This window comes from Mesorhizobium sp. M0768, from assembly GCF_040320195.1.
GTDB lineage: Bacteria > Pseudomonadota > Alphaproteobacteria > Rhizobiales > Rhizobiaceae > Mesorhizobium.
This window is the reverse complement of record NZ_JAMYPD010000054.1, coordinates 1-24177: the sequence shown is the minus strand read 5'-3', so window position 1 is coordinate 24177 and position 24177 is coordinate 1. Positions and strand designations below refer to the sequence as shown.

At 58.7% G+C, this 24177-nt stretch carries 19 protein-coding genes and 6 pseudogenes; 16 read left to right on the top strand and 9 right to left on the bottom strand.

Annotated elements, in window-relative coordinates; genetic code table 11:
* Nucleotides 1-210: hypothetical protein (locus NKI08_RS32705; RefSeq protein WP_352775382.1), on the top strand; the 210-nt coding region annotated here is incomplete at its 5' end.
* A gap of 108 nt (nt 211-318) precedes the next feature.
* Here NKI08_RS32705 and NKI08_RS32700 read toward each other — a convergent pair.
* Together NKI08_RS32700 and NKI08_RS32695 are read right to left on the bottom strand one after the other, a co-directional pair.
* Nucleotides 319-1407, bottom strand: coding sequence for a hypothetical protein (locus NKI08_RS32700; RefSeq protein WP_352775379.1), 1089 nt, complete (start codon nt 1405-1407; stop codon nt 319-321).
* Between the two features lie 270 nt (nt 1408-1677).
* Entirely contained in the window at nt 1678-2808 is a 1131-nt protein-coding gene (locus NKI08_RS32695) for an RHE_PE00001 family protein (protein WP_352775376.1), read from the bottom strand.
* A gap of 212 nt (nt 2809-3020) precedes the next feature.
* On the opposite strand from NKI08_RS32695, the gene NKI08_RS32690 reads away from it, so the two are divergent.
* Nucleotides 3021-4118, top strand: a complete 1098-nt coding sequence (locus tag NKI08_RS32690; RefSeq protein ID WP_352775373.1) for a hypothetical protein — start codon at nt 3021-3023, stop codon at nt 4116-4118.
* A gap of 9 nt (nt 4119-4127) precedes the next feature.
* Nucleotides 4128-5297 carry a site-specific integrase gene (locus NKI08_RS32685; RefSeq protein WP_352775371.1) on the top strand — a complete coding sequence of 390 codons (1170 nt, stop codon included), beginning with the start codon at nt 4128-4130 and terminating at the stop codon, nt 5295-5297.
* Here NKI08_RS32685 and NKI08_RS32680 read toward each other — a convergent pair.
* From NKI08_RS32680 to NKI08_RS32655, 6 genes and pseudogenes are all read right to left on the bottom strand, one after another.
* Nucleotides 5287-5436 (bottom strand): hypothetical protein, encoded by a 150-nt coding sequence (locus tag NKI08_RS32680; protein WP_352775369.1) that lies wholly within the window; start codon nt 5434-5436, stop codon nt 5287-5289. The two genes, NKI08_RS32685 and NKI08_RS32680, sit on opposite strands and share 11 nt — an antisense overlap.
* A 554-nt stretch (nt 5437-5990) precedes the next feature.
* A complete protein-coding gene (locus tag NKI08_RS32675; protein ID WP_352775366.1) occupies nt 5991-6485 on the bottom strand; it encodes an RES family NAD+ phosphorylase in 495 nt (164 codons plus the stop codon).
* 14 nt (nt 6486-6499) lie between these two features.
* Nucleotides 6500-7705: a plasmid replication protein RepC gene (gene repC, locus NKI08_RS32670; protein ID WP_352775364.1), complete on the bottom strand. Its 1206-nt coding sequence runs from the start codon at nt 7703-7705 to the stop codon at nt 6500-6502.
* A gap of 157 nt (nt 7706-7862) precedes the next feature.
* On the bottom strand, nt 7863-8858 hold the full coding sequence (repB, locus tag NKI08_RS32665) for a plasmid partitioning protein RepB (RefSeq protein ID WP_352775361.1): 996 nt from the start codon (nt 8856-8858) through the stop codon (nt 7863-7865).
* Nucleotides 8855-10069: a plasmid partitioning protein RepA gene (repA, locus tag NKI08_RS32660; RefSeq protein WP_352775358.1), complete on the bottom strand. Its 1215-nt coding sequence runs from the start codon at nt 10067-10069 to the stop codon at nt 8855-8857. Before repA ends, repB begins: the two co-directional genes overlap by 4 nt.
* Before the next feature lie 663 nt (nt 10070-10732).
* Nucleotides 10733-11738 (bottom strand): annotated as a pseudogene (locus tag NKI08_RS32655) (tyrosine-type recombinase/integrase).
* Between NKI08_RS32655 and NKI08_RS32650 the strand changes: the two are divergent.
* The 10 genes and pseudogenes from NKI08_RS32650 (at nt 11737) to NKI08_RS32605 (ending at nt 21406) form a co-directional block, all read left to right on the top strand.
* Entirely contained in the window at nt 11737-12096 is a 360-nt protein-coding gene (locus NKI08_RS32650) for a hypothetical protein (protein ID WP_352775355.1), read from the top strand. The pseudogene NKI08_RS32655 and the gene NKI08_RS32650 overlap by 2 nt on opposite strands.
* 19 nt (nt 12097-12115) lie before the next feature.
* A complete protein-coding gene (locus NKI08_RS32645; protein WP_352775352.1) occupies nt 12116-12448 on the top strand; it encodes a hypothetical protein in 333 nt (110 codons plus the stop codon).
* A gap of 122 nt (nt 12449-12570) precedes the next feature.
* Nucleotides 12571-13608: a transporter substrate-binding domain-containing protein gene (locus tag NKI08_RS32640; RefSeq protein ID WP_352775350.1), complete on the top strand. Its 1038-nt coding sequence runs from the start codon at nt 12571-12573 to the stop codon at nt 13606-13608.
* Between the two features lie 178 nt (nt 13609-13786).
* Nucleotides 13787-14866, top strand: a complete 1080-nt coding sequence (locus NKI08_RS32635; protein ID WP_352775346.1) for an ABC transporter permease subunit — start codon at nt 13787-13789, stop codon at nt 14864-14866.
* On the top strand, nt 14863-15837 hold the full coding sequence (locus tag NKI08_RS32630; RefSeq protein WP_352775344.1) for an amino acid ABC transporter permease: 975 nt from the start codon (nt 14863-14865) through the stop codon (nt 15835-15837). Before NKI08_RS32635 ends, NKI08_RS32630 begins: the two co-directional genes overlap by 4 nt.
* Nucleotides 15837-16619, top strand: a complete 783-nt coding sequence (locus NKI08_RS32625) for an amino acid ABC transporter ATP-binding protein (protein ID WP_352775385.1) — start codon at nt 15837-15839, stop codon at nt 16617-16619. Before NKI08_RS32630 ends, NKI08_RS32625 begins: the two co-directional genes overlap by 1 nt.
* Nucleotides 16620-17116: 497 nt before the next feature.
* Nucleotides 17117-17266 (top strand): annotated as a pseudogene (locus tag NKI08_RS32620) (hypothetical protein); the annotation flags it as partial.
* Nucleotides 17267-17284: 18 nt separating this feature from the next.
* The gene (locus NKI08_RS32615) at nt 17285-18256 is read left to right on the top strand and encodes an asparaginase (protein WP_352775341.1); all 972 of its coding nucleotides are present in this window, start codon (nt 17285-17287) and stop codon (nt 18254-18256) included.
* A gap of 171 nt (nt 18257-18427) precedes the next feature.
* The gene (locus NKI08_RS32610) at nt 18428-19915 is read left to right on the top strand and encodes a M20/M25/M40 family metallo-hydrolase (protein ID WP_352775339.1); all 1488 of its coding nucleotides are present in this window, start codon (nt 18428-18430) and stop codon (nt 19913-19915) included.
* 114 nt (nt 19916-20029) lie between these two features.
* Nucleotides 20030-21406 (top strand): amidohydrolase family protein, encoded by a 1377-nt coding sequence (locus NKI08_RS32605; RefSeq protein WP_352775336.1) that lies wholly within the window; start codon nt 20030-20032, stop codon nt 21404-21406.
* Nucleotides 21407-21683: 277 nt separating this feature from the next.
* Here the strand turns inward: NKI08_RS32605 and NKI08_RS32600 are convergent.
* Nucleotides 21684-22107: pseudogene (locus NKI08_RS32600) on the bottom strand (IS5 family transposase); the annotation flags it as partial.
* A gap of 187 nt (nt 22108-22294) precedes the next feature.
* Between NKI08_RS32600 and NKI08_RS32595 the strand changes: the two are divergent.
* The 3 pseudogenes from NKI08_RS32595 to istB all read left to right on the top strand — a co-directional run.
* A pseudogene (locus tag NKI08_RS32595) lies at nt 22295-22441 on the top strand (IS66 family transposase); the annotation flags it as partial.
* Nucleotides 22442-23292: pseudogene (istA, locus tag NKI08_RS32590) on the top strand (IS21 family transposase); the annotation flags it as partial.
* Nucleotides 23292-24027 (top strand): annotated as a pseudogene (gene istB, locus NKI08_RS32585) (IS21-like element helper ATPase IstB); the annotation flags it as partial. The pseudogenes istA and istB, both read left to right, overlap by 1 nt.
* Nucleotides 24028-24177: the final 150 nt, after the last annotated feature.

The window sequence follows — 24177 nt, the reverse complement described above, 5'->3', positions numbered from 1 at the left end:
GCGATGATCTGCTCTTCCGGAAACCGCTTTCTCTTCATCAGTCCGTCCTTCAATCGAGGCCGGACTCTAATCTCAGTTGGAGGAAATTACCCGTGGCAGGTCAGCCGCACAAAGCTCGCCTTTGGCTGGCGAGGCATGGCTTATGAAAACGTCCGGCTTGTCAGTCATGGCGCTCTCTTGTCTCGCCCTGCGCAACGAGCTGCTCTTTGAAGCGAGGATCTGCCTCTTCACGTCGGCGGACAACTGGGCGACTACTAATCGCTTGTCATGTTAATCGGCCAGAAGCTGCGATTTCGGCCTAGGTGCGAGCGACGGCCGTCATACACTAATGCTGATACCATCGCTGAAACCTAAAACAACGCCGTTCCCGTCGAGATCGACCCAAATCGGCCCAGCCAACATGGTCGGCTCTTTGGGACCCCGTCGAAGGGCAAGAACCGGCCCCGCCAGACGCTTGCGCTGATCCAGCGGAACGGTGTCGACCAGAGCGGCAATTTGCGCCGCAGCTTCCGCGACGCTTCCTTTTTCCCGGGGCATGGCATACTCGGAATCTGCCCTGGCCTTGATGGCTTCGGCCAACTCATCTCTCGACATTGGCTCCGACGTGCTGCGGACAATGTCCACCATGGCCACGATTAGGGCCGTGCCGATCGACATCAAACTGTCGTGCCTGGCAAGACCCGGAAGCATGCTTTCGCCGATGCCGCGATCATCAAAGGGCGCGACGAGTCGAACCAGTTCCCCATAGTCGCCGTCCCAAACACCCGCGTTCAGAAAATCGCCCTCGGCATGAAAGCTTTCCCAAACCTTTGGCTCGAAATGATTTTGCCCCATTCGAAACCGGGGATGAGCCAGTAGATTGGCCTTTAGGGCGTCCCATGAACGAATGTCCATATGCAGCGTATCGACCGTCCCGACGTAGGTCCAATGGTCGCTGGGGAGCATGATGGCAGCGTCAGTGACGCCATTTGCGTAGTTGTCCCAAAACGCAAGCCATAGGTGGTAGTTTAACTCTCGTTCGAACGGTGTCCCGATAGCCCCGATCCCCAGCGCGCGAACATCCCTCAATGCGACGACGGTGTTTTGCATAGTCTGAATCGCTTCTCCGAGAGGCAGGGGCTCCTGGGGTTTGTGTTTCGAGCGATTGTAGAGGTCGCGTATGCCATGCAGCTGCGGCACGCGATCCGGGTGAAGCGACGTTGACTTGAAAAGTTCGATCAGCGTGTAGAAGTTGTCTGCGCGTGTCGACATGGGGAAGGCAACCGACCGCAGAAATGTTTCGATGCGGGACCCCATGGGGTCTATTACTGAGGAGACATCTGCCCTGGCATAAGGACCATGACCGAGGCGACGCAGGCGCTCGAGCGCCGCGTCTACTGCTTCAACAATTTCATCGCCTCTGGTCATACTGTCCTCCCTTGCACTCTGCCGCCTTCGCAAACTGGGATAACGACCGCGCTAGAGCGCTCCGACGCCACGATTGCTGCTGCAATCCGAGCAGCTCGGACACGATTTTGTCGAGCACAATGAGCACCGCCACCAGTAGCCCTTGGCGTTGTTGACGGTGGCCGTCCGCCGAGCGGCGCTGAGAGCCCCGGCCGTACCCTGGTGACCGTAGCGGCCACGTGGAGCCCGCTGCATTGCCAATTTGGCCCTGTTTGTATCGACTCGGCGCACTTATACGATCCCCCACGCCCGAAACCTTCCCCTCCCCGTCATCTCGCGCAGGCCAAGCTCGCCGATCAGGTTGAGCGCCCCCTGTTTTGTCACCTTTAGCCGCTCCTGGATCATGCCGGTGGAGACGAGCGGCCGCGAGAGTACCAGCTCGACCAGGTCGGGCAGTTTCGAGCTGGCGCGTCGTTCACGCAGTCGTCGCTCCATCTGGCTTTTCGCCATCGTCAACCGATCGTGCTCCTTCAAGCCAGCCAGCGCTGCGTCGTGGATTCCATCGAGCAAGGCGAGCAGCCGATCGGAGCGATTGGGCGCCCGGCGCCGCTCACGCGGAATGTTTTTAGAGCCGAGATGCAGGCAAGCGAGATGGTTGGCGGCAAGACCCTCGTGGCGCAGCAGTGCGGCAACAAGCAGCGGCCCGAGCCAGGCGGCATGCTGCAGCACCTCGATGTCCGACCAGGCCTCAAGCAGGATTGCGGCGCGCAGCACCGACGGCCACTCCCGCGTGTCGGTGAGCACGGCCTGCCATTCGGCCAGCCGTTCTTCTTCATTCCAGTCGAGATCGTAGATCAGGCCGTTTTGCGGCTCCGGCCGGCCCTCCTTTCGAGCCGGCACGTCGGCGCCATTCAGAATCCTGGATGAGCGCGCCAGGACGGCATCGATCTCCGCAAATTCTTCGGCCAGCCGGTCGGCCTCAGCGTCATCGCGATCGTCGGCTTCAAAGGAGCTGGCTCCAGCCGCCTCCCCGTCCCGGCTTTTTTGGCCCGCCGCCGGCATGGCGCCGCCGCGACCGGTCAGCGCCAAAAAACCGTCGCGGCTGAGCGCCCAGTCCGGCTTTTGCGCAAAAATCCGCCGGCGGGTTCGCAGCACCGCGTGCGCCCGGGTGAGTTCGTGGGTCGGGGTGCGGATGTCCATGTGGGCGTCGTGCAGCACGAGGTCCTCGATGTGGACGAGTTCGCCCTCGAGCCAGAGCGCGGAAGCGGCGTCGGCAAAATGCTGGCGCTCGACAAAGCCGTCGCGGACCGGCGAACGGGCGACCCGCTCGTCGAGGCGGACCAAAACCTCGGTCGCGCGGGCAACCGGCCCGATCAGGGTTTCCAGGGGCAGTTTGTCGAGCGTGTAAGCCATTGTTTTCATGATGGCTGATTCGCATTGGTCAAGCTAGTGAGGGTCTCATTGGACTTACATCGTGTTTCTTCAGGGACAAAAATCACTATCGATAATGACCTCTTATCGATAGCGATTGTTTTCGCCGCCCAAATCAGCCAGAATCGCGCAAAATGACGGCCGCCGCATCGTGCGGCCGGCGTTCTGGACGGCCTTTCCCGGCCGATGGAAAGGCATCCTGCATGTCCGAGCAAAAACCCGTCCGCCTGCCCGATCCCGCTTCCGTCGAAACCGTGCTCGCAGCGCTGCAGCCGCAGTCGGCCGACGCCGAACTTGCCCCTGCCCTGAACAAGGCTTTTCCGGGCTTCGCCCTTACCGTCACGAGCATCGACGATCCCTACTGGTGCAACCCTCATGCTGTCATCGCTGCCGATGGCACGCGCCTCGGCGACCATCGCGCCTGGGTCGAGCGCGCACTGGCCGATGTCGGCGGCGACCTCACCGCCTTCTGGAACCGGCATCGCGAGAGCGGAGAAAAATTCACCGAATGGCGCGGCACCAGCGCCTTCGCCTTTGCGCCGACCGGCCCGGGCGTCGCCGATTTTGTCCAGCTCTCGCTCGGCCGCGAGATCGAGTTTCTGGCCGGCCCAGTGGTCGATCGCGACTACCGCCCCACCAGTGCCGACCATCTCTTCGAGCCGACCTGGGTTTCACGCGAGTCGGCGGTTGAGGCGCGGCAGCTCGCCGGACCGGTCTACCGGCTGCGTGGCCGCGCCGGCGGCGGCATCGTCCACATGAGGAGTTTTTTGGCGCGCCGGGCCCGCATTGAGCGCGAGCAACGCGAAGCCCGCCGTCCCGAACTCGAAAGCCGTGTCATCCACGAGGTCGGCTCAGACGCCACGCGCGACACCGCGTCTTTAGACGCCAATCCGGACTGGTTCGAATTTGTGCCGCGCGAAAACCGCTTTTTTGCCGACTGGGCGCGATCCAGCTCCGCGGCTGCACGCATCTTTGACCACTGGGCCTTCGACATCCACGACCTCGAGGGACGCGGCCCAAAACGCGAGATCGGTTTTATCCCGCGGCCACTGAAATATCCGGCCGAGCGGCTGCTGGGCGAAGAGGGCGTATCGGTGCACCGGCTGATGGAAGGCATCGAGGCAATCGACCAAAACATTGGCCTGCCCTTCGCCTGGTTCTTTTTCATGACGCACGGCCACTGGGTCGATCCGGACGTCGGCGATGCGATCGCTGAAGGCCTGCGCCAAGGACGGGTGCGTTTGCCCGATCGAGACGCCGCCGTGCTGCTCGCCTGGGCCGACCGGCGCTATTTGTTCTGAGCCGCCGCCATGGACGCACCGCTGCCAAAACCTGCATCCGACCAAAAACTGCGGCGCGCCGAGGCGCTCGACGCGCTGGATTCGGTGCTGCCGTTCGACCGGCGCGATTTCCTGGCCGACATCCTCACCGATGACGACGTCGAGACCCTGCGCCATCTGGCAAAAGAGGGCATCGGCGAGAATTCGCTGCGGGCGCTGGCCTCAGACCTCGGCTATCTCGAAGCCTGGTCGCTTGCCGCGACCGGTTTTTCGCTCCCCTGGCCGGCGCCTGAAGCGCTCTTGATCAAATTCGTTGCCCATCATCTCTGGGATTTTTCGAAACGGGAAACCGATCCAGCCCACGGCATGCCCGCCAAAGTCGCGATAACGCTGAAAGCTGAAGGGCTTCTGCGCATTGACGGCCCGCACGCGCCCAATACCGTGCGCCGGCGGCTGTCGAGCTGGTCGACGCTGACCGGCTGGCGTGGGTTGAAGGGAAAATTCAACGCGCCGGGACTGCGGAGCGCGATAAAACTGGCGGTGCGCGCCAGCGCCCGCCCGCGCGGCCGTAAGAGCAAGAAAGCGGTGACCGCCGATATTTTGACTGCCCTCCTGAAAGCCTGCGCAGGCGACCGTCTCGTCGACCTCCGCGATCGCGCCCTTCTCATCACCGCCTTTGCCTCCGGCGGCCGCCGCCGCAGCGAGGTTTCCGGCCTCCGCCTTGAGCAGCTCGCGGACGAAACTCCGGTGCCGGTCGATCCGAAGGATCCCGACGGCGAAAAACTGCCGTGCTTAAAAATCCGGCTTGGCCGCACCAAGACCACACAAGCCGACACCGACGCTTTTGTGCTGCTCGTCGGCCGCCCGGTGCTGGTCCTAAAAGACTGGCTCGAGCGGGCCGCGATCACCGAGGGCGCTATTTTTCGCGGCATCGACCGTTGGGGCAACCTGGAAAAACGCGCCCTGACGCCGCAGGCGGTCAACCTGATCCTGAAGCGCCGCGTCGCCGAGGCTGGGCTCGACCCGGCGGCGTTTTCCGCCCACGGCCTGCGCTCCGGCTATCTCACCGAAACCGCCCGCCGCGGCATTCCGTTGCCGGAAGCCATGCAGCAGTCGCAGCACCGCTCCGTCCAGCAAGCCTCGAATTATTACAATGACGCCGAGCGGACGCTTGGAAGGGCGGCAAGACTCATCGTTTAGAGACCCTGAGGACCGCCGGTTGCGGCGCCATCCACCATCTCCATCCGCCGCTCGCGGCAAAGCTCATCATCGCGCGCAAAAGATCGGCGCCCGGGGTCTTCACCACGAGCGTGCGCCGGTTCATCATGTCGTCGGTCATCGGTGGGTCCTTCGAACATCGATGCCGCCGCTGCGCCGCTGTTGAGAGCGCGCTCGCGAGAGACTTCGTCACCGCCGGGTACACCATCCGGCGGGGCACGATCGAGAACAGCTCGTGGTACCCGACCTCTGATGCGTTGGCCCCACGCCACATCTATATGGACGCCGAACGACAATGGCCGTCAGCTTCAAAGACATACTGTTAGCTTTTGAATTCGTCACGGGAGAACATCAGGCCTTTTTGTGAAAGCAGTCAGGCACGCTCTACTGGCATCCCGAATTCACGGGTGTTTTGGACGAATTGCCGGATGATATCGACGCACGGCGACAAATACGTCCAAATACCTGACAAGAAAGAACTCGACTTGGGCAAGCCGCTCGTCCTGGACTTCGCCCGCCAATTTCTGCCTGACAACGTCGGTGACGTTAAGAGATCTTCAGCAAAAGAGGCGCGTACGCAAGGTTCAAGGATCTGTTGCAGCGAAGGGGTGCACTCGATCGGTGGTACGCTTTCGAAGCGAATGCGGAGGAAAGAGCGTTGAGGACATGGTGCGATCAGAATTCGATCGAGGTCGGTGACTGATATCGCCCCGAAAGCTTCGCGCGACGCCTGCAGCCGAAAACGCCCCCTGCCCTTCCGCGTGTTTTATCGCCAGGACAGCTGGTCCACACCAGGTTGCGATCCTGCGTCTCGGCACCCGGAGCAAAACTCGGAACCAGAATGCCGAGAATGCCTCGACGCCGCAGTCCAAATGGACCATGACGCCGGGCGGTTTCCATGCTGAGAGCCGTCGCCCAGGCGCAGGCCATGTGCTCAACAGCGATGGAGAATTCTCCCCTCGCCGGTTCCATCGTCAGGTCCGCAACGTCGTCGCAATCGACTTCGTAGGAGCACAGCACGCAAGGATTGATCCGATGCGCGAAACCCTGGTTGGCTTCCTTGACCGCTGTCATGACGGTCAGCGCCAGATAAAGCGCCGGCACACCTTTGGGATTGAATTGGGCACCCCGGATCGCCGCTCCATCACCGGAAGTCGGCTTGAATCCCAACGTGAATCATGCGGTCATCCGGTTATCCGCGCCGTTGCCCCGTTGGCCTTCAGCGCCGCCATCAGCATCGGTCCGACCGAAAACTGCCCCGCCCGCGCCTTTTCGGTCAGCACCCGCAGATAGCCGCCCGCGGAGTTGATGTGCTGTGCCCTTTGCACAATGCAGGCAATCACCATTGCGGCGACCTCCTGGCCCATCACATGGCAGGCTTCCTCATATGCTGACGGCGAAACGCCAAGGTAGCCCCGCACCTGGGCTGCCGTGATCATCAAATCGCGCCAGTTGCCGATCCCGTCGACGGCGTAATCCAAAAATTCCGGGCAGGCCTTCAGCACAAGCCCTAGCGGATAGGTTTTCGGGGGCTCTGCGGTCCTCGTCCTTGGCTCGGCCGTCGACCCGCTTTTCTCTAAAGCAGGTTCAAATTCAAGAATAGAGTCGGTATTTGAATCAGATTGCTGCCGCTCGTTTTGGGAGTCATTGCCGCTCGGATTCGTGGATTTCATGTGAACTTCCAGCAGCTTATCCACTTCGTCATGCAACGCGGCCAGATCGCCCACGATCGGCTCGAGCTCGACAACGGAAGCTCGGCGCGGAATTGCCTCCACAACGGCGCGGAAACGCTTCCACAGGCCTCCCCAGTCGCCTGGCACATCTTCCTCAACCGCCGCCTCGACCAACTTCTGGATATCCCGGCGGTGCAAAGTGATCCGCTCACGCATAAGCCTGAGTGCCCTGTTGCCGGCGCGAACACGCTCAGCCGCCGCCTCGAACTCGTGAGCACGGGCCAGCAGCGGCGCCAGTGAGAAGCCAAATGCTTCCTCGATCTCCCCTCCCCGGCCCTTGCGCGCATAACGCTTGCCGTTCGGGCTGTCCCGACGGACGATCAGCCCGCAGTCCACAAGGGCCGCCAGGTGCCGTCTGACTGTGGGTTCGGGCATCCCATGAGCTCTAAGGGACAGCTGTGCGTTCGAGGGAAAGACGATGAGCCCGTTTTCCTCACTCAGCTCGCTGTCAGGATAGAATGATAGCAGCGCATTCAGGACGGCCAGGGCGCGATCGCCAATGCCGACGATGCTCTTGCCCTCGCAGAGGTCGCGGTAGACCTGCCATTTCTCAACGACCCTGTCCTTGGGGATTTCACGTGAGTCGTTTTGCGCTGCCAGCATGGCAAGCGACATCGGCCGCCGCCCAAAGGGCGTCGTTGCAATACCCGTCTCCATTTCTTCCTTCGCCTTCAATTAGGCAAAAGAAATCTGCTCGCCGAATCGACGCCTAGACTCTTGACAGTGATTCGTGGAAATGCGATTCTTAGTTTGCGACAACTTTGAAAGAGGCTTCCACGGCTAAGGTCGTTTGGGGGCCTTTTTCTTTTGCGGTTTACTCCTGCTTCGGTTTTCTGTTTGCCTGCCAGTCGGCATAGAGATCGTCCAGCCGTTCTGTCAGATATGCGCCGAAGCCCTCATCGGCTTCGGCAGTCTTAAGGGAGAGCGTATAGGCCCTCCCGGCGTCCTTGATCTTTGCCGCGACATTGCCACCGTTCGGTTTCCACTCCCTGACCTGTTCTCGCCGCGGCTTCTTCGAAACCTCCGCAAGAACCATCATGAAGCGTTCGTCCGAGCCCAAGGCCTCGAATTCAGGCCTGTGGATGGCATTTCTAGCGGCTTCTAGCGCTTTGGGATCAGAGATCTTTTCGGCAATATCCATCCACCTGCGACGGCCCATAGAAGGTGCGGCACCGATAACTTTAACTAGGCTGGCCGGAATGCCCTTGGCGACGGACAACAGTTTCGACAGTTCCGTCTTGTCAGTGCTTAACGCCTGCATGATCAGATCGCGGCCGAAGCCGTGTGTTTCGAGGCTTAAGGCAAAGACCGCCCTTTCGATATAAGAGAGATCCTTTCTCGCAGTGTTTTCGATGCCTTGTGCGACGACGAGTTCATTGTCCGTTAAGGGCCTGACAACCGCCCTTACCTTCCGCCTCAGGAGCCTGACAGCACGAAGCCTCCTATGGCCATAGGCAACCTGGTATCGTCCTTCGAGATCGGGATGCTGCCTGACGAGGATGGGCACTTCCTGGCCGTTTTCCTCGATCGACCTCACAATATCGTCCGTAGCGGTCACCTCGCCGTCGAGGCGATCACGCACGAATGAGCCGTCAATGAGTTCGGGATCAAGTTCGACAACCCTCTCGCCGGACTTCAAGGCTTCCCGAAGTTCTCTGGCTTCCTGGTCCATGCGGTCGAGGGCAAGTCCCATCGTCCTTACGGGCCCCGCCAGGACACGACCGCCATCCGTCTCTTTGGAAAAGTTGGCCGCGGCCAACTCTCGGGTCGTATCGGCAAATATTCCGTTCAGAACGTCTCGCCTGCTCATGACCGCTCCCATGCCTTTTCGATGCCGCCGAGGATTTCCCCGTTGACTGCATCCAGGGACTCGATCGCCCTATCGAACGTCGAGCGGCGGACTTGTCCTCGTTCGATTTCATAGAGTGTCTGTTTCGTAAGCCCAGCATCGGCGATTGCCGTCGATTTCAGGACTGTCGCCGCCAAAACCTCGTCCCCGAAGAGACTTCTCAACAGGGCAACGATCTGTGCTTGCGGACCATCGTGCGGCTCATGGCGCGTTATGACATACCGGATGAAATCGTGGTTCAGATCGCCGCCTGCTTTCCGGACGACCGACAGAAGGTCGGAAGTCATCAGCAGAAACTGCGACATTGACGCAACGTCGACCATCTGAGGATGGACGGTGATCAGAAGCGACGTCGCTGCGCAAACCGCGCCAAGCGTCAGGTATCCGAGTTGCGGCGGGCAATCGACCACCACAATGTCATAATCGGCTTCGACTTCGGCCAAGGCCATGCCAACGCGCCGAAAGAAGATTTCGCTGTTGCCTGTTTTCCGCTGCTCCATCAGAGCAGTCGGGGTTTCGTGCTCGAACTCCATCAGTTCCAAGTTTCCGGGAACGAGGTCGAGGCCAGCGAAGTACGTTTTTCTGATTATTTCCTTCAGCGGCCGCCGCTTCTCGTCATAACGGATCGCACCGTAGAGGGTATCGCCTTCCGCTAGATCGAACTCCGGCTGAACACCGAGCATCGACGACAACGAAGCCTGCGGGTCGAGATCAACCGCGAGAACGCGATATCCCCGCAGAGCAAGAAACTGTGCGAGGTAGATGGATGTCGTTGTCTTCGCACTGCCGCCCTTGAAGTTGGCGACGGCAATCGTCTGGAGCTTCTCGCCTCTTTGCCGCCACGGAAGGTAAGTGAGTGCATCCTTCGGCTTGGTAGAAGCCATGTACTGACGTAACTCATGAATTTGGGCGAGAGAGTACGAACGTCGTCCCGTCTGGGACACCTCGGGCGTAGGGCCTTTGCCATCTATTGAAAGCTGCCGTAGATAGCCGTCTGATACTCCGACGAGCTGAGCGGCCTCGCCGGAGGTGAACGTCTTCAACATCTTCTGGGAGGACGGCGGGAACAGGCGCTCTCGCAGTAACTGCAGCTGCATAGACAGCTGGCGCGCATGATGAGCAATCCGCGCGTCGGAAGAAATGGCCGTCGATACGTTTTGAGTCTGCAACATCGATTTCCCCTTTCGATGCGCTTTTTAGCGTCGAATTGCTAAAAAACCGTATCGAAAATGGCACGATTCGGTAACCATGCCAAGAACCCTTATGATTCAACGATTTCCGGCGAAACACGGTCAAAGTTGGCCGCGGCCAACTGCTTCTTTCGAGCGAATCGTTTGGCCCCAATAGTGCCTCTGTCGTGGTCGAATGCAAAGTTGGCCACGGCCAACTCTCCGTTCTTTCAACGAACAAGCGACTAAAACCGCTGGAGCCCGGACCGGCGCCGCCACCCTCTCTGCACGAACCCAGCCTCCCGGGCTTAAACCATAAGGTTGCTCCAGTGCGTTCTCGCCGCCCGTGCTGGGCCAATGCCGGCGCGCTCGAGCGACGACTACAGCGCAGTTAGCCGGCCGGTAAGCAGCACGAAAGCGTCGCTGTCGGCCTGTGCCGTTTGGTGCCGCGCCTCATCGACAGGCAGGGCAGTTTTTCGCCATCGGGTACCTTGGCGGGACTCTTTCTCGACCAACTGTCGACCCGGAGAGCAGCAATCTCGCTGTGACGGCGGCGCGCCAACGCGAAATCCGTCAGCCAAACGGACGGTCGCGGGCGTCGAGGATCATGCGGCGGCGCGAGTGAGCGGTCCGTTTTGCAGGCTACAGGGGAGGGGAGGGGCTTTACTAGAGCCCGGAGGCCTTGGTGAGGTTGGTCCGGAACCGATCGCGACGGCGCTGACATTTGCGGGTCATCTCGGCCGAGGCGTGGCCGAGTGCTTCTGGACGTAGCGTTCCTCGATGTCGGCCGACGAGGCGAGGCCGGCGCGCAGCGAGTGCCCTGAGAACAGCAGCTCACGTTCCCCTCCGGAAGATCGGAGCGAACGCCGGCGGCGAGCGCGATCTGCTTGACCAGGCGGGCGACATGCTTATCGCTCGACGTCGACGGTGTTGTTGTCCTTGAAGATGCCGCGGAAGAGCGGGCCTCTCGCGATACGGCCGAAGCGGATCCAGCTCTCGAGCGCGGCGACGGGACAGGTTTTGGTCGGAGGCGCCGCGGCCGACCTCGACCTCGCGCCAGCCGGTTTTGCCGCGCAGCGTCACCAGGACGCCCTGGTCAGGAAAAATCTCGATCCAGCCGGCGCCTTCGCAGTGGTCGTCGCGAACGACGTCGAGGCCGACGATCTCGGAACGGCGCAGTCCGCCGGCGAAGCCGAGCAGCAGGATCGCCCGGTCGCGCAGGCCCCAATCGTGGCCGAGCGTATTGACCATCGCCTTGATGTCGTCTCCGAGCACCGCTTCCTTTTGTCGGGGCAGCTTTGCATGCTTGCGGCGAATGCAGGTGAGTACCGTGGCAATGTGCCGATCGGATCGATCCATTGGTTGCTCACGCTGGGTAAAGTTCCAGACAAGCCCGGAGAGACGGCCGCTCGATTGTGGCGACCGAGAGGGCAGGGGCGCTGCGTTTCGGATCGCCGGCAGCGCAGGCGCCGATGTAGAGACCGATGATCTGGCTCGAGGGCGGCGTCGGGTCGAAGCCTTCGCGACGGCACCAGGAGGTGAAATGCCGCCAGTCCTTGGCGTAAGCATTTTGCGTGTTATCGGAACTGGCGGCCTTCGCGTAGCTTTTCGCGGTCGCGACGAGGGTGAAGCCCTCCGGCAAGGGCGAGGTGCCGCTGAAGCGGTGACGAATGCTCGGGGAGGCTTCTCGACATCATTGCGAGGCTCAACGGAGCCGGGTCGGCGAACGAGGCGATGCGGCCCGCCTGCAATTAGCCACCATTGTGTATATGCGCCAGCAGTTCCAGGATCTCGCGAAGCATCCCCCGCATCACCGAGGATTTCTGTTCGAAGGGCTGCTCAAGTCCACTTTCGACCTGTTCGGCATGCGCGCCCGCCATTCCGGTCCGCAAACGCGGCGAGCAGATCGATGGCAGCTTCGAAGCGATCCATCGGCACAAATTCCAGTCAGCAGCGTGATAGAGCAGAAGGTCCGGCGGGCAGCCGAGACGGGGAGGCTGCTTTGCGTGCGGAAGCTGTTCCCCGATTGACTAGACTAAGACTAGCGCCATGGCCGACGAACTATCCACGGCCATGTGGTTCGACCGCACTCTCCAGGAGTGCGCCGACAAGGTGCTTAAGGAGCAGTTCGGGCGGGCGAGCGCCTCAGAACGCAAGCGGTTGGCGGTCGAACTGTTCGCCGAGGCGCTGCTCTCCAAGGGGACGCTCGATGCCTGCGAGGTGGTCGTACGGCTGTCGCCTGAAGTATCATGGACGCCCCGCGGAGAACGGCGATCTGATATCCGTATCTGTGGCCGGAAATTACCTCAGACGCAGGAAATTACCCACGGCGGGCCATCAAACAAAGTCTCAAAAAACGAAAACATACAAACCTATTTTTGATAACGAACATGGACATCCCAAAAAGGCTGTGCTTTCCTGACCGCGTTCTTTGAGGCCCTCCTCAAAGCGCGAGGCGCCAAGTGCATTGGGCCGTTTAACAAAAATTCAGGGGAATTAAGGACATGCGTGTAACATCGACTATTGGTTACTTCTGTGCCGCGCTTGCTCTCGCTTTCACGGCCACGCCGTCTGCCCGCGCCTCGGTACTTGATGATGTCAAGCAGCGCGGCGTACTCAACTGCGGGACCGACAACACGACCCCGGGCTTCGGCTATCTCAACCCTAAAACGACAAAGATGGAAGGATTGGATGTTGATTTGTGCCGCGCCATGGCAGCCGCAGTGCTGGGCAGTCCCGACAAAGTTAACTTCGTAATCGTCACCGACAAGAGCCGTTTCAACGCAGTGCAAACAGGCCAAGTTGACGTCGTGTTTGCGCATACGACCGTTTACCCGGTTCGTGAATCGGCTATCGCCATCGATTTCCTGCCGATCTATTTTTTAGACGGCGGGGGATTCATGGTGAAAGCCGCATCCGGCGTGAAGACGGTCAACGATCTCTCCGGCGCAACGATCTGCACAACACAGGGGTCCGGTAGCGAAACCACGCTGGCCAACCTGGTCAAGGCTCACAACTTGGCGAACACCAAGATTCTGACCTTCGATAGCACCGAGAAGCTATTTGCTGCTCTGGCCGGCGGCCGGTGCAACGCGATGGAAACAGACAAAACAGCCCTAGCCGCATGGCGCGGCAACGCACCGAACCCCGCCGACTACCAAATCCTGCAGGAAACGACGGGTAAATCGCCGTTTGCCGGCTTCGTCGTTGCAAACGATTCGAAATGGCGCAACCTGTTGAAGTGGAGTATTTTCGCGCTATTTCAGGCGGAAGAGTGGGGCATTACCACCGCTAACTTGGAGGAGATGCAAAAATCAGCCGATCCGGTCATCCAAAAGTTCCTCGGCGTGAACGCCGGGTTCGGCAAGGACTTCCAAGTGTCCGACAGTTTCGTGGCTGACATGATCAAGGCCGTCGGCAACTACGGCGAAATCTACGACCGCAACCTGGGTCCGAAGACGCCATATTACATAGACCGCCGCAACACCCCCAATGCGTCCTGGGTTAATGGCGGCCTGATGTTCTCACCCATCTGGGAGTGAGCCGGTGGCGGCGTCGATTGATAGGCCTGGCCCTGCATCGGACCCCGGAGTGATGGCGAGCAGAAGCAAGCTGCGGCGCTCCTCGCTCCCGAGGCCATCCGTCCAGCGGTATATCGCTCTCGTCCGGTACAAGCTGACTCACGGCGCCGTCATAGCGGTCGTAATTGGGATCGTTGTTGTGGCTGCCATAATGATCCGGCAGAGTTTGGCAAGCCGAGGCATCGATTTCAGCTTTGCTTACCTATCTGCACCTTCGCGCTTCAGTCTAAGCGAGGGCATGGCCCCCACCTGGACCGGGTGGTTGCCAGCTTTAGAAGACGTCAGTTCAGCGTCATCAAATCTGAAGATGCTTGCTGCAGGCCTCTTCAATTCGATCAAAGTGGCGCTTCTTGCCATTATGTTCTCTACAATTGTCGGTGTCGGCCTGGGCGTCTCTCGTCTGTCAACCAACTGGCTTGTTCGGAACCTCGCCTTCGCGATGGGCGAGTTCGTCCGTAACACGCCGCTATTGATCCAACTTATGTTCTGGTATTTCGCGGTCATGCTCCGGATATCGCCGGTTACAGATGTGACGAACGTCCACAAGTGGTTCGTCGCAGGGCAGTCCGGCGTGTTTTTGCCGCTGCCGCGTCTATCCGAAGGTGTAGGGCCTGTGACGACGGCTTTGGCCGCCGTCGCAGTACTCTTCTTTGCAGTGGCGTGCCTCCGCCGCTTCCCTCCGCTGTGGCGTTTGGCGCTATTGATCGCCGGACTATGCGCTGCTGGTGCAAGCTACGCCTCGGGTTTCCAAGTTGACCTTGAACTGCCGGTGCTCGGACGCTTCGGTGCGACTGGTGGTTTGCAACTTTCGGCCGAGATGTCAGCCATCCTGATTACCATTACCATCAACAGCGCAGCGTACATTGCCGAAATCGTCCGTGGTGCAATCGAAGGTTTACCCAAAGGGCAGTGGGAGGCGGCAGCGGCACTAGGTCTGTCGCGGGGCTCGACGATTCGAGACGTAGTCCTCCCACAAGTATTTAGAATAATTCTGCCCTCCCTCACCAATCGCTACATCGGCCTCACCAAGGATACGTCGATCGGTATCGCCATCGGCTTCCCGGACTTGTTCAACGTTGGTGGCACGGTGGGCAACCAGACGGGCCGCAATCTGGAGACGGTAATCATTGTTATGGTGACCTTTCTGCTGCTCAGCTGGGTAATCAGCGCCTTCACAAATGTTGTAAATAGAAGGATGGTCCTGGAGGGAGCGCGATGATAGCAACATTGCACCGCTGGACCCGCCGCAATCTATTCGCGAATGCTACCGATTCCGTACTGTCGATGCTGGTTCTCGCGCTGCTGGTCTGGCTTGCAGCAACTTTGCTGCAATGGGTGATCTGGGACGCGGACTGGCAGGGGATTTACGAGAGCCTGCGGTTGCTGCTGACCGGCTTGTACCCGGCGGAGGAAATATGGCGTGCCTGGTTGACGCTGGCCATTCTGTGCACTGCGATAGGCGCCTTGCTACTGCCCCGGTTCCGTCGATTTGCTGTGGCCATCTGGCTGACTGCATGCGGGGTCGCTGTATTTGTTCTGGCGCCGCCCGGGCTCGATCGCTGGGGTGGACTTCTGCTCAGCATAATGCTGACGGTCGTCGTCTCAACGGCGTCCCTGCCGCTCGGCATTCTACTCGCATTCGGGCGCTGCAGCCGCAACCCGAGCCTGCGAGCCTGTTGTACCGGCTATATAGAGGTGATGCGATCGGTTCCATTGATCCTCGTTGTCTACTGGATTTGGATCACAGTGCCGCTGTTCATGCCGGATGCGTCGATATCCTCTCTCGCGCGTGGCATGGCCGGGTTCACCATCTTCAATGCCGCTTATGTGGCCGAGTATGTACGCAGCGGGTTTCAAGCCGTGCCGCGCGGACAACTGGAAGCAGCACGCTCGCTGGGCATGTCGGACTGGACGGTTGCGACTGAGATAGTCCTGCCGCAGGCGATCCGGGTAGTGCAGCCAGCGCTGGTCGGCAACGTGCTCGACGTCTTTAACGGCGCAACGCTTGTGTTTATCATCGGACTAACAGACTTCTTGCGCGCTGGGCAGATGGTTCTGGCGGATCCGGCTGCAAGCAATCAGACAAATGAAATATACTTGTTCTTGTTTGCGGTGTATTTTGTTGTCGGGTCCGCGATTACTTTTGGAGCGCGGCGGATGGAGGCCCATATGCACAGGAGCACGCGTTGATGATAATGCGATCTGACGGTTCCAACCCGACGATGGTGGCCTTTGCCCACGTCAACAAGTTTTTCGGAGCGTACCAGGCGTTGAGCGACGTGACGTTGTCTGTGGCTGCGGGTGAGGTGGTGGTCGTTATTGGCGCCAGCGGCTCCGGCAAGTCGACCCTGATCCGCTGCGTCAATGGCCTGGAAACGCATCAGACCGGTTCCTTGGTGGTTGACGGATTTTCGATGCCGACGACCGAGGACCTGCAATTCGGGGGCGAGAAGGCGCTGCATCGAATCCGGCGCGGCGTGGGAATGGTTTTCCAGCAGTTCAACCTGTTTCCCCACAAGACGGTGCTAGAGAACATTGCTCTTGCCCCGATGCGCGTCCGCCGCAAGTCGCGCGACGAGGCGGAGGCTGCAGCATGGGGTTTGCTCGATCGTGTCGGACTGCGAGACCAGGGGCAAAAATACCCAGGCCAGCTATCGGGCGGCCAGCAGCAGCGGGTGGCCATTGCACGTTCGCTCGCGATGGGGCCGCACGTTATGTTGTTCGATGAACCCACGTCGGCGCTCGACCCCGAATTGGTCGGCGAGGTGCTGGACGTCATGCGCGAACTCCGCACTGATGGCATGACAATGATGATTGTCACGCATGAAATGGGTTTTGCCCGCGAGGTTGCGGACCGCGTCATCTATATGGATCGCGGTGCGATCGTAGAGGTGGGACAGCCCTCGCAGATTTTCGACGCGCCGAGCAACGAACGTACTCGAACCTTCCTGTCTCGTGTGCTGAAGCACTAAATCAAAAGCATTCCACGAATGCGGCGATGCCAGGGTCGGACGGGTGCCGGCCGCCAGCCAGCCACACAGTGGGTCCTCGCGACCGATCCAATCGTGTGCCTCGGCATCTCCACGCCCGTCGCGCCGCTTTTCATTTTCACAATAGATCTTGCTGCGGACGACGCGTTTCTCCGGGGGGTGGCTCAAAATGAAAGCCTATAACATTTATCGATATTCGGAATAAATAATGCCGTAATTTGAGTGTATTGTTGACTTTAGTCAGCCGCCCATGAACTCTGGTAGAAATCCAAATGTTCGGATCGGCAGGCACGCATGTCTGGCAACATCGATATCACGACCATCCGCCGCGAGTGTCCGGCGGCCAGTCGGATGATCTATTTCGATTCCGGTTTCCAGACACCCTGTCGCGGCTGGATAAGGAGGCGTTTGGAGCCTCCTGTGCAAGAGCTATGAGGCGGCTGAACCGAAGACGTTTGGCTTGAGCTCGCGTAGAAGCGACCCGCTTCAAAGTCGTGCAACTATTCAATGCCGCGCCCGAGGAGACCGCTTTCACTAAGAATACGTCCGAGACCATAAACATCGCAGCCGCTTCGGTTCTCGGCTTCATGACCGAACATAAGAATCTGGACCTTCGGCCTCAACGCTAAATTCCCGGGAGAATAATAATGGAGTCATATGCCGGAAAAATCCTTGTTCTCGCCACGGGGGGCTCAATAGCACAAACATCGCCAAAGGATCCGACCCTGCTTGGCGACGCTTTGGTTGATGCCGTGCCGCAGCTCAGGAATATGACCAACATTTCGGTGGAGCAGATCGCCCAGGTATCAAGCCCAGATATCTCCATAGAGAATTGGCTGAAACTAGGATGCCGCATTAATGAGGCTCTGGCAGAAGATGACGCCCAAGGCGTGGTGGTTACGCATGGCACGGACACATTGGAAGAAACAGCATACTTCCTCAATCTTGTTGTCAAAAGTGACAAGCCGGTCATTGTGGTGGGAGCCATGCGTCGCCCTTGTTCGCTGGGCGCAGACGGCCCCACAAATCTTTACAATGCTGTCGCCATCGCCAGTAACCCCGAGGCGAAGGGCAAGGGTGTGCTGGTGACATTGAACTCTGAAATACATTCAGCGCGTGATGTCACAAAGACCAACTTCAATTTGGACGCGTTCAAGGCACCCGATTTTGGCCCCCTTGGCTACGTTAGGAATGGAAAGCCGCATTTTTATCGCTCGCCGAAACGCAGACACACAATAGCGAGCGAGTTCGACCTCAATGCGGAAAGCTTGCCCCGCGTCGCAATCCTTTACAGCTACGTTGGCGTGACGCCTGATATACTCGAAGCCGTAACGGCGTCCGGTTACAGAGGTGTCGTTTGGGCCGGGACCGGCAACGCAAACCTTCCAAAGGCGATCAGGCCTGCAGCTAGTGAAGCTGTGAAGAGGGGATTGGCGTTTGTCCGCTCCTCGCGCGCCAACTGCGGCATTGTCGAGCGAAACGACGAGCTTGATGATGATGCATTGGGTTTCGTTACCGCTGACACGCTCAGTCCGCAAAAAGCTCGCATCCTGCTGATGCTGGCCCTTACCCGAACATCTGATCCGACCGGAATACAGGAATTCTTTGACACCTATTGATTTGAGCGTCCTTAGCCATTCCGCGGGATACCCTCGAAATCGGTGACGCGAATTCGACGATAGATTGCTACATGAGCTGCGGACTTCGACTAATAATTGCGCTTCGAAGTAACCATCAAATTATGGGAGCATCGCCACGCTCAATGCTCCCACCTATGAAAGGACGATAAAATGTCTTTGGAGGAAAAATCTGACATGGGAGTTAGCCAGGGGGTGCCCCCGCAACTTGTCGAAGAGATCTTAAGGCACGCGGATGCCAATCTGAGCGCCAGTCTTGATCGGTTTTTCCAATTCCTGCGAATACCTTCTATTTCATGCGACGCGTTATATGCACCACAATGTCGCGAGGCGGCTTCCTGGATTGCAGATGAGCTGTCAGGCATAGGCTTCGAGGCATCCGTTAAATCCACTATCGGAAACCCCATAGTGATCGCGCATAGCAAGGATGCAAACGGCCCGCATGTCTTGTTCTACGGTCATTACGACGTTCAGCCAGCAGAGCCTCTCGAGGCGTGGAACGCCGATCCGTTCGAGCCGAGCCTCAAGGAGCAGCCCGATGGAGATACCCATATTGTTGCTCGTGGTGCATCGGACGATAAAGGACAACTCCTAACCTTCATTGAAGCATGTCGCTCCTGGAAGGCGGTGACAGGACATCTACCGATAAAAGTGTCCATGTTCTTCGAAGGAGAGGAAGAAAGCGGCAGTCCAAGCATGGAGGCGTTCTTGGACGAATCCGGAGAGGAACTGACTGCTGACGTCATGCTGCTTTGCGATACCTATCTCTGGAGAGATACGGTACCCGCTATCACCGTAATGTTCAGGGGCATAATGGAAGAAGAGATCGAAATAAGCTGCGCTACCCGCGACTTGCATTCAGGTGCGTATGGCAACGCTGCACGAAATCCGATCCAAGTCCTAGCCGATCTTATCGCCAGCCTCAGAGGTGCAAATGGAGAAGTAACAATAGACGGGTTTTATGACGATATCGAGAGAATTGACGATCAAATCATAGCTGATTTAGCGAATCTAGATTTCGATGCGGACGCATTTCTCAGTAATGTGGGGCTTTCCCGATCCGCCGGCGATACCGCCTATTCTGTTATAGAGCAGATTTGGACGCGGCCCTCCTGCGAAATTAACGGAATTTCGGGCGGCTATTACGGCGATGGTTTCAAAACCATCATTCCGTCCACAGCTCTTGCGAAGATCTCTTTCAGGTTGGTCGCAGGTCAAGATCCAGAAAGGATTCAATCCAAATTTCGTGATCACATTCGTGCCAGAACACCTGCCGACTGCAAAGTGAAGTTTGCCGGATTCGGAGGCAGCCCTGCATCTCTTATTTCGTCGAGAAGCGAATATCTTGGCTGCGCACGTGCTGCTCTGAAGCAGGAATGGGACTGTGAACCCGTGCTGATCGGAAGTGGCGGGTCAATTCCCATCGTCAGCGTGGTCAAGCGTCGGCTGGGACTTGAATCTCTGCCCATCGGTTTCGCGCGATCAGATAACCGGCACCACAGCCCGAACGAAAAGTATGATCTGTCCAGCTTCCACAAGGGAATTCGCTCGTGGATCCGGATCCTCGCGGAGCTATCTCGGTGCACACCTGTTCAACCGCCATCGTTCGCTGGTGATGATTCGGGCGCAGATCAAGCGTGACGGGCCAGCGAAACGATGCATCTGTGGAGGGGAACATTCGTGGCGCGGAAGCATGTCCACAAAGTCACGCTCGGCATTAGGTCGTAACCTTAATAGTTTCTCTGGGACAAGAACATGGAACGCAAAGCCGCAAATCATTTTGACCACCTTCCGCTGTTTCTGTCGAAACAACATCCAGAGTTTTTGGATGTTTTCGAGGCAGTTAACGATCTACCTATCGACGATGCGCACTGCCATATCGTCACCGATCGAAATGCGCTCACGACTCCGCAGCGGTTCTTGGAGCGAATGTCCTTCGCAGCAATGGACACACTTCCGGCATATTTTCCTGTCGGCGTTTATGATCGATGGCTCAGCGGTGATGAGGCCACAAGGCACGATCTCAATAAGGAGTTCGGTATCCAGAGCAAGGTCGACGGCATCATCGGTGACATAGCTGAAAGCGTCTTTGTCAAATTCCTCGTAAAGGAGCTCGCGCAATTTTTGGGTTGTGAGCCGAAACTTGAAGCCATCATCGAGGCTAGGAACGATCGCGGCAAAAGGAACTACTGGGCCTATATCAGTAGCCTGCTGCGAGATGTGAACTACGAAAACGTCATGGTGGATACCGGCTACGCGGAAGGTTGCGGCGCAGCTGAGATCGACCTGTATGAAGAGGGCATACGGCCATGCCGTATGAACCGGCTCGCACGAATAGAGATGATCCAAAAGGAGCTTTTCCCTCTAGATATCACATTCGATGAGTACGATCAGCGATATATGGCGCGGCTATTGGAATTGTTGGACGGTAACGGAAATTATGGAAAGAAATCCTATGGAATGAAGTCCTATCTTCTTCCGTACATTGGATTAATTGAGCCATTGTATGATCGGGAATCCGCCCGGGTATCGTGGCAGGCGCTGCGGCAATCTTTCCACAAGATACCCGTGATGGACCGACAGTCGGAGTACAATCTTTCGAAGGATCTCCGCCGCTACAATTTCACCCTTGCTCTGGAAGAATGCCTCAAGCGAGACATTCCGATGCAGATCCATACGGGCGACGGAGAAGCTCCATCTGTAATCCTTCGGAACCAGGATCCGTTTTACCTTGAGGAAGTATGCCGATTTGACCGAGATAACGTAATGCGGATGCCAAAAATCATTCCGCTACATGCAGGTTATCCCTCAGTCGGAAAAGCCGCATGGCTCAGTCATCTGTATCCTAACTGCTACTTTGAACTGTCGATCATGACGCCGTTCGTGCATCAGAGTCTTTTTCAACGGTACATGCAAGTCATGGAAGTTGTACCGCTTTCGAAAATATTATTCGCAAGCGACGCGTTTCATATTCCCGAGCTCTACTGGCTAGCCGGTCGCTGGGGCAAGCGATACCTCGCAAAAGCACTCACCGAGCACGTTGTTGGAGGAAGTCTTAGCTTTGAAGAGGCAATTGAGGGCGCCAGAATGATCCTGTATAAAAACAACAGGTCGCTATATAAATTGGACTAGGTGCAGCGTGGTATTTCTTAAGCTGGGCCAGCCGCTAAAACTGCTGGCCTCCGTGCGGTATTCCGAGCCTCGATCAATCAGAAAGCAGGGCATTGTCGGTGGGATCGGATGTCCGAGGTGTGCGGATCGTTGGAGGGATGTGCAGGCGGCGTTGAAACGGGGCCAATGCAGATGGACGGCAACCTACGCTATAATCCTGGAGATTTCCCCGTGAGACTGACTCGAAACTCGGTTAGGCACGACGCGGAGCTGCCATGCGGCCAAGCATGAGGCGGATCTATGCGATGAAGATCCACGCCTCGGCGCTGGCGATGGTCGGTTCGAAGAGTCCTTGGCGAGTCGGCGACAACGTCCCAGCCAGGCGAAAGTTCGCTCGACGACCCATCGTCGTGGCAGTACCTAAGCCCTTGGCTGCGTCGGGAGCGCATGATGATTTCAATGGTCCATGTGCCGAGATTGGCCAGAGCCTGCGTCAGTTTTTCTCCGGCATAGCCGCCGTCGGCGAACAGATGGCGCAACCAGGGGTAAAGCCGTCGAATGGAGGCGATGACGCCGACTGCCCCATCCCTATCCTGGATGTCGGCCGTATGCACCGTCAGCGCGACCAAGTGCCCGTCGGTGTCGGTAATGATATGGCGCTTGCGGCCTTTGAGCTTCTTGCCGGCGTCGTAACCCCGCAAACCGGCAACGTCCGTAGTCTTTGCGTACGCATCCGAGCAAGGCCGCCTACTGACGCGTACCTTGACGTTAGTGTCCGCTTAGATTCGCTTGCGGCACGCCTTCGCTGTCCATCAGGCGGCGCGTACTGTGATTCGGTGAGTTGTCTAGACTTGAACGGGATCACGACATGAATTGGACGGAGACCACCCGCCGGCGATATTGCCGATCCGCCAGACCCTGCCCCGCCCGCTGGTCAATGAGTTCTTTACCTGGCTGACAGCTCAGGCCGCGCGCGTCTTGCGCAAGTCCGACCTCGGCGAAGCCATGGCCTATATGCTGAGACGTCAAGACGGCTTCCGACTGTTCCTGGACGACGATAGCCGTGTTTGGATTGGTGGCGAGCGGGTGCGATCCATGTGTTTGTCGGGACGCTTGGCTATTCGCGCCGGATGCATATCGCCTCGCAGAGGCAGCGCCAGGCCGACTGGTTCGAAGGGATGGAGGGCGCATTCCTGCGGTTCGGGGGCGTTCCGGCGGAAGTCCTGATCGATAATGCGAAGGCTCTTGTCGAGCACCATGACGCGGTGACGCGCGAGGTGAGGTTTAACGCGCGGCTGCATGCCTTCGCCCGGTACTGGGCTTCAAGGGTTCAAGCCGCGGGCCTGTGCTCCCTATCGAGCACGTACGAAAGGGAAGGACGAACGCGGAGGGGCTACGTCAAGAAGAACGCGATCGCCGGGCGCCGGTTCGAGAGCTGGGCGGCGTTCGAGGCGCATCTGGACCGGTGGACGCGCGAGGTCGCCGACCAGCGCGAACACGGCACGACCGGTGTCGCGCCGGTGGAACGCTTTGCCGATGAAGCTCGCACGCTTCGCCCCCTGGCTGGGCGTGCCCCGTTCGGTCAGTTGCGGGACCTGGTCCGCAAGGTTCAGGCCGACTGCGCGATCGATCCCGACACCAACAGCTACTCGGTCCCTTGGCGCCTGATCGGCGAGAGCGTCCAGGTCGTGGTGCTGGCAGGCCGGGTGATCATCCGTCATGCCGGCCAGGTGGTGGCCGACCATGCGCTGTGCCGAGGACGACGGCAACGAATCGTGGACTGAACGCATTTTTTCGGCGTTGCCGGCTTCGAAGGCTCGGTACGCGCCGACCCGGTCGAGATCGCGCCGGCCGCGTTGCTGCGGCCGCTTGCGGAATACGAGGCGGTTGCTGGAGGGGGTTGGTGATGACGAACGTAGATCACGACGTGCTCATCGCAACGCTCGATCGGCTGAAGCTGACGGCGATACGCGACCAGCTCGACACGCTGCTGGACGGCTGGACGAAGCGGCCCGTTCGAAGATGACCTTGCGCGAGGCTTTGGCTTTCCTGGTATCGCGCGAGATCGCACGGCGCGACGAGCGGCGCATCTCCATGTTGAGCAAGATCGCGCAGTTCCCGTTCGTGCGCGAACTCGACGGCTTCGACTTCGACGCGCAGCCATCGGTGGACCAAGGACAGATCAGGGAGCTGGCGGCCTGCCGCTGGATTGCCCATGGCGACACGCTCTTGTTGCTGGGGCCTCCGGGAACGGGCAAGAACCATCTTGCCGTGAGCCTTGGTCGCGAGGCGATTCGGCAGAATTACAATGTCCAATTCGTCACGGCGGCGACGCTGGTGGCGATGCTGGCAAAAGCCCATGGCGACGGCTCGCTCGACAAGCAGTTGACGATCTTATCGCGTCCAAAATTGCTGATCATCGACGAGCTCGGCTATCTTCCCTTCGAGGCCAATGCCGCTCACCTGTTCTTCCAGCTGGTGTCGCGCCGATACGAGAAGGGATCGATCCTGATTACTTCCAATCGTTCGGTGGGCGAATGGGGGAGCGTTTTTGGAGATCGGTTGTCGCAACCGCGATCCTGGATCGCCCGCTTCACCATTCCGCGGTGATTACTATCCGCGGCGATAGCTACCGTCTCCGAAACAGTAACCCAATGAAGGGAGTCAGTTCCTGATGTCGCCAAAGGGGCGCATTGCCTCAAGCAAAATGTTACCAATAGTGTCGCTGTTCCGAATGGGATGGTCAGGTGTTGTCATCCCGATTCGGAGGATGGATGGCAAGGCGGATCAGC